Genomic DNA, 4,908 nt, shown 5'->3' with positions numbered 1-4,908 from the left:
CACAGAGCTTGACCATTATTTCGTTGAGATGCGGGTCGTCTCCAACGATGGGTCGCTTCAACAATGCTCCATCGAAGCTCAGTTGGTCGGCAAAGGCATCGAACTCGATATCACAGCCAAATCTCTGCCGGATCGCGCCAAGATTACCGATACGGTGATGGATGAAACTCGCGGAGACAGGAACAATGTGCTGGCCGAGAAGCTGGCGACACAGCCGCAGGAGTACCATTGTCAGAAACTCTGTCTGATGGCGATCYCTGTGGCGGGCAACACCTGAATAGGAAAGCGTTATCCGGCAGATTGCTCCCTGGTCCATCTGGAGCACGAGTGCCTCRTTGSCCAACCGMACATATCGCRTCAGGCGGCSGAGTGCMTCTTCMAAMRTATGSGACGACGATGCCACGTARTARATCATCCCCATCTCGCGCARATCRACCTGATCGGCCAGATCSAGMCCSAACCACTCATTGCCGATGGCACCGCCAACTTCGTTCAGAAACGCGATCTGCGAGGCCARGTTGATGCGCTTGCGTTCATCGAGYGARGCGCGTTYYARRCCGCACCGKYTAAGCAGCGGGTCMGGWTCGATGTGTTTTCGTTCGAGATGGKCCARGGCCAAMCGAGCGGGYACTCCCATACCCGTTGGACCYAAGGMAAGTGWCTGAACGGTATGTGGCATGATCGTGCTCCCAGCCGCATGTAGTATTACGCCCACTGGCAGCTCCAATCAACTTTGGATTGCCGTGTCGGCACGGGAACACTCAACAGTAGGCTGTATTGATGCCTCAAGACCAAACATTACTGTGGGTTAGAAGTCACTGCCACTCAGACGGCTTCTCCCACCACGCAGGCATGGTTTGGCATCAGCCTTGGCAGGGCCGACCTCGACTTCAGTGTCAACGAAGCAATGCTCAATCCTGCCCCTTGCGCGTCGTGATCCAAGTTGCTACGCATCGAACTGCATCCAGAGAGGGCTTCGGCCCCGCCAACCAGCCTTGACCGGCAACGGTGGTACGACGATGTGGCCCAAATGGGCAACAATAGGTCGTTCAGCTCTCTAGAGATGCGTGTGCATCTGGAGGGTTTTTTTATGCTTTCACGACGTGGTTTTCTTATCGGAGCGGGCGGTCTGCTCACGGCGACATTCGTCAAGGATGCGCGGTCTTTTGTGCTTCGGAACAAACAACCCCTGCTGGTCCCACCTCCGCAGACCGCGCAAACCATTTTCTGGTATGACAATGACGAACAGGGATTGTTGCTGACGCTTGGCGAGTGGCAATTCTGCCCGCCGCCACCGACGTGGCGCGAGTTCTTTGTCAGCGAGTGCATCCCGCACCGGACGGACCATGATACGCACCGCATTTGGACCAAGCATGACATCGGGCCCGAGAGCTACGATGAACCTGTCGATGAATACTGGTGGGAGACCCGGTTCGACCTTGAGACTGGCCCGACCGTCAAGGCCTTTCGTTTGCTAAAGGAACTCGATCTCGGTCCCATCCTTAAGCATTCAACGGGGCAGCCGCACCTTGAGTTTCGGGAGGCTGACCGTGCCAACGATGACAGCCGATGGGTCGATGCACGCGACCACCTCACCTTGTCTTTGTTGCAAGCCCGGCTGATCGACCTGAAGCTCCCCATCAGCATCGCAGGCGGCACTTGATGTGTATGGTTGAGACCTAAGTTGGCCGGTCCGGCAGTAACGTTCGAGCTTTGCCGCTAAGGCTCGGGTTTTACGCTGAGCGCAGACGTCAATCACCGCATAGTCGAAACGGAACTCTCGTTGAGTGGGCGCGCCCGGAACTTACCATACGGCGAAGCATCGATTCGATCACCATAATTATTGCGGCTTCTCCCACCATGCTGMATCGAGATTTCCGTCCATGCCCAACAGAGCATCCATTATATCGTCGGTGTCCGGTTCATTGGCACCCGTCACCCTTGCGCGTGCGGCTGGCGACAAACCAAGTTCGCTGCCGCATCGGTGCATCTCGGTGTGCGTGTCTTTCAGGATCGAAATCAGCGGATTGCGGATGCGTCCCTGAGGTGTCGCGATGACAAGGCCTTCGAGCTCCAACGTTTTCTCGATCGTGCGGCACCTTGCCCAGGCCACCACCATCCGTTCCAGCACGGACACATCTGCGCCGCTCAGCAATGTCTGGGGAAGAGACGAGATAATGCCTCGCCAAAGCGCGAGCTCCTCCTTGGAAAGGTTGGGCGGCGGCACCGGCAAGCCCCGGCCGCGGACATCGTCCTTGATCCGGTGGCGTCCTCTCTTGGAACGGTTGCCTTCTGCAGCCTTAAGGACGCTGGACTTGGGTGGTCGTCCCATCGCCATCAGCGCAGCCCTCGGGTTTTCGTCGTCATCTGGCCGTGGAGTTTCTCGATGCGGACAGCGATCCCATAGCCCGGACGTTTGGTCTGGCCCGACGCGATGCGCCATATCTGCTGTCTGCTGCAGCCAACCTTGGCGGCGATCTTCGGAATGGACATACCGCCTTCCGTTTCGAGACCTGCAATCATCGCCTCGAAACGCCCGCTTAGTTTTCCATCGTGAACCAAATACGACATCGGTCGAGTATATCCCAAGTAATCGCGTTGTGGTATCTTGATACCACAATAACCAGCTGGCGCGCGTCGATCTCTGGTCCTTTTCCGGCCGGGCTTGGCGGTCAAACGAGGCGGCGTGCGCCTTCTTTGCGAAAGGATCGCCGCATGAGCATCCACACCAAACCGCCGCAGCCGGACCTGCCGCCGTGGCTCGTCATGGGGCAGAAGTTTTCCGCCATCCTCCAAGTTGTGGAACTGGCGCTGAACGAGCAGCAGGACCAGATCGCCTGTCTTTGCCGCGAAATCGATGCGCTGAAGGCGGCGATTCCCAGCCCGCCCTTGTGGCCGATTACGAAAACGCCTGGATACGTGCGGCCACCGCGAAGAAAGGACCAGCCATGAGCGATCACCAGCCGCACCTCGAACCGGACATGGTCGTCACCAAAACGCCACCGCCGCAACACGGACTTTCCGAAGGCGCCTGGAAGGCCATTCGCACCCTCATCAGCGAGCGTATCCGCAAGGCCGACGAGGCCACCATCGAGGTGCTTGGCACCTTGCTGGGTGAAAACATGGCCGAGATCGACAAGCGTCTCGCCCCGCTGGACGAACGGCTGGAAGCGATCGAGCAGCGCCAGCAGCATCTCGATGACGAGCGCCGGAAGCTGGTCCTCTCTTTCCGCGAGTTTCGGCAGGACATGCGGGAAGAACTTGCTGTGGGAGACAGTTGACATGATCGTCGACAAGGATCAAGAATATGTGTTTGATAGTCTATCTCGACGGGCGCACTTTCTTGTGGTTCCGCGTTCGACGAACAACAACCGGCCTGAAACGCTCTTAGGGCTGCCCATAGTGAAACTTCGGAAAAGGGGATTCAATCCTTCTCTTGTCGGTCATATTCTGATGTTCCGACAACGTCCTTGAACTTGGTCAAGATGGCAATCTGCGCATTCGGCAGAGCGTCGTCGTCGGGATGTTCATCGGCTGTGCGATGTTGGAAAGAAAGGTGGGCGGCAGGATTCAAAAAGGATGCTGTGATACTTGCGCGCCGCCCCATCGCACAAGCGTCGGAATTCCAAGTTGGCATGCTTAGGACGATTGCTTGCCAGACAACGGCACCAAGTTCATCGACAACCTGTTCAAATGGCACTCCACATTTTTCAGCGATTGATTGGGTTGTACTCCCATGCATCAACCCGTTTCGTGCTTTGAATTGCCGCATGGAAACGTTCTTTTGCCATTCGGGGCCGGTGATACGACTTATCAATACCTCAATAGCTTGTTTGGCCATTGGCATTCGCATGGCCGGTCCGCAGGTCGGACATTCCAGGTCGGCGCGGCAAGTCGGACATTCGATGGCAACCCGCTGCTTCGCCTTAAGATTCTCGGCAATGATTTCCAGTGCCAGCCAGAGACGCATGAATTGATCATCAGGATGATCAGACAAAAGTGCATATCTGTACTGTCGGAGAGCCGTCCGAACAAAAGCGGGTGGCCCAGAATCTTCAATGGCAGCGATGGTTTCCGAGTATTCTTGATGAAGTTCGGGCGCTGGCGGGTACTTTGTGTCTTGACGGCTTCCGTAGACCAACATCAAGCGCTCTTTTTGATGCGGTTCCCATTCGATCAATCTTATCGCGCGGACCACTTGGAAACGGCTCTGGGTTGAAAACGTTAGCAGATCCAAATGGCGGACAAGATAGGTGCGAAGTGATCGCTCGCCGACTTCTATACTGTCTGCTGGACCAATTACAACCGCGCGAAGCGCTTTGACATGGCCTTGGGCATCTGCGTCGCCGTTGTGAAGATGTATGGTTACGCTGTCGCTTTTTGTAAGTGGAAGTGGGGACCCATCCTTTGGCAGAACCAGGTCGCCGCTGACGATAAATTCGCATCTAAATTTAGGCATAAAATTTGCTCCTGGTCGAAATGCGAAAGGTACAGAACGGATTTGTTTTCCGAGCGACTGGCGTTTTCCACGAAGTCATCTGCGTGGCCGCGCCAACGTTCCTTCCCCCATTTCCGCCCTAGCTTGCCGGTAGAAGATGGACGGGCGATTTTTCAATGAATAGCCAGCCTCTCGCTCGGGCTCGACGAATGCCACTCTTGCAAACTTCGGCAGAGCATCCGCCTTCCAAACTAGTGTGCGAGCCTGTCGAGCGCCTCAGCAGACTCCCTATACACTCGCTCACCCGGCTGGTTCCCATCCTCCGAAACTGGGAACTTCGGACCCTGCGGCTCGAGGTTAGGCGGCGCTCCGTTGTGATGACTCTGCCACAGCGTGTCGTGGAGCCGGGCTAGAGTGGCAAGCATGGCGACAACTTCATTGAAGTCGACCTGCTTGTACAGGGCCTGTTC

8 protein-coding genes and 1 riboswitch are annotated in these 4,908 nt (G+C 56.4%); of the genes, 3 read left to right on the top strand and 5 right to left on the bottom strand.

Annotated elements, in window-relative coordinates; translation table 11 throughout:
* The coding region (locus ACXJ5O_RS19015) for an AraC family transcriptional regulator ligand-binding domain-containing protein (RefSeq protein WP_457301261.1) at nt 1-637 on the bottom strand (637 nt) is incomplete at its 3' end.
* A 318-nt stretch (nt 638-955) separates the two neighbouring features.
* Nucleotides 956-1,052: riboswitch (SAM-I-IV-variant riboswitch) on the top strand.
* Between the two features lie 38 nt (nt 1,053-1,090).
* On the opposite strand from ACXJ5O_RS19015, the gene ACXJ5O_RS19010 reads away from it, so the two are divergent.
* Nucleotides 1,091-1,663 carry a hypothetical protein gene (locus tag ACXJ5O_RS19010; protein WP_457301260.1) on the top strand — a complete coding sequence of 191 codons (573 nt, stop codon included), beginning with the start codon at nt 1,091-1,093 and terminating at the stop codon, nt 1,661-1,663.
* A 177-nt stretch (nt 1,664-1,840) separates the two neighbouring features.
* Here the strand turns inward: ACXJ5O_RS19010 and ACXJ5O_RS19005 are convergent, their stop codons facing one another.
* Together ACXJ5O_RS19005 and ACXJ5O_RS19000 are read right to left on the bottom strand one after the other, a co-directional pair.
* Nucleotides 1,841-2,338: a phage terminase small subunit P27 family gene (locus ACXJ5O_RS19005; RefSeq protein ID WP_457301259.1), complete on the bottom strand. Its 498-nt coding sequence runs from the start codon at nt 2,336-2,338 to the stop codon at nt 1,841-1,843.
* Nucleotides 2,338-2,571 (bottom strand): helix-turn-helix domain-containing protein, encoded by a 234-nt coding sequence (locus ACXJ5O_RS19000; RefSeq protein ID WP_457301258.1) that lies wholly within the window; start codon nt 2,569-2,571, stop codon nt 2,338-2,340. Before ACXJ5O_RS19000 ends, ACXJ5O_RS19005 begins: the two co-directional genes overlap by 1 nt.
* A 144-nt stretch (nt 2,572-2,715) precedes the next feature.
* Here ACXJ5O_RS19000 and ACXJ5O_RS18995 point away from each other — a divergent pair, with 144 nt between their 5' ends.
* Both ACXJ5O_RS18995 and ACXJ5O_RS18990 read left to right on the top strand, forming a co-directional pair.
* On the top strand, nt 2,716-2,952 hold the full coding sequence (locus ACXJ5O_RS18995; protein ID WP_457301257.1) for a hypothetical protein: 237 nt from the start codon (nt 2,716-2,718) through the stop codon (nt 2,950-2,952).
* Nucleotides 2,949-3,281: a hypothetical protein gene (locus ACXJ5O_RS18990; protein ID WP_457301256.1), complete on the top strand. Its 333-nt coding sequence runs from the start codon at nt 2,949-2,951 to the stop codon at nt 3,279-3,281. Before ACXJ5O_RS18995 ends, ACXJ5O_RS18990 begins: the two co-directional genes overlap by 4 nt.
* A gap of 143 nt (nt 3,282-3,424) precedes the next feature.
* Here the strand turns inward: ACXJ5O_RS18990 and ACXJ5O_RS18985 are convergent, their stop codons facing one another.
* Both ACXJ5O_RS18985 and ACXJ5O_RS18980 read right to left on the bottom strand, forming a co-directional pair.
* Complete coding sequence (locus ACXJ5O_RS18985) at nt 3,425-4,459, bottom strand: hypothetical protein (RefSeq protein WP_457301255.1); 1,035 nt, start codon at nt 4,457-4,459, stop codon at nt 3,425-3,427.
* A 230-nt stretch (nt 4,460-4,689) separates the two neighbouring features.
* Nucleotides 4,690-4,908, bottom strand: a 219-nt coding sequence (locus tag ACXJ5O_RS18980; RefSeq protein WP_457301254.1) for a hypothetical protein, incomplete at its 5' end; no start/stop codon positions are given.

The sequence above is a fragment of the Phyllobacterium sp. P5_D12 genome, from assembly GCF_054049495.1.
The sequence above is the reverse complement of the archived record's forward strand: the minus strand, read 5'-3'. Positions and strand labels throughout refer to the sequence as shown.

What these genes read in the sequence shown, in the direction of transcription:
- ACXJ5O_RS18985 (WP_457301255.1), bottom strand. Translation starts at nt 4,459, where the DNA reads ATGCCTAAATTTAGATGCGAATTTATCGTCAGCGGCGACCTGGTTCTG.
- ACXJ5O_RS19010 (WP_457301260.1), top strand. Translation starts at nt 1,091, where the DNA reads ATGCTTTCACGACGTGGTTTTCTTATCGGAGCGGGCGGTCTGCTCACG.
- ACXJ5O_RS18995 (WP_457301257.1), top strand. Translation starts at nt 2,716, where the DNA reads ATGAGCATCCACACCAAACCGCCGCAGCCGGACCTGCCGCCGTGGCTC.
- ACXJ5O_RS19000 (WP_457301258.1), bottom strand. Translation starts at nt 2,571, where the DNA reads ATGTCGTATTTGGTTCACGATGGAAAACTAAGCGGGCGTTTCGAGGCG.
- ACXJ5O_RS18990 (WP_457301256.1), top strand. Translation starts at nt 2,949, where the DNA reads ATGAGCGATCACCAGCCGCACCTCGAACCGGACATGGTCGTCACCAAA.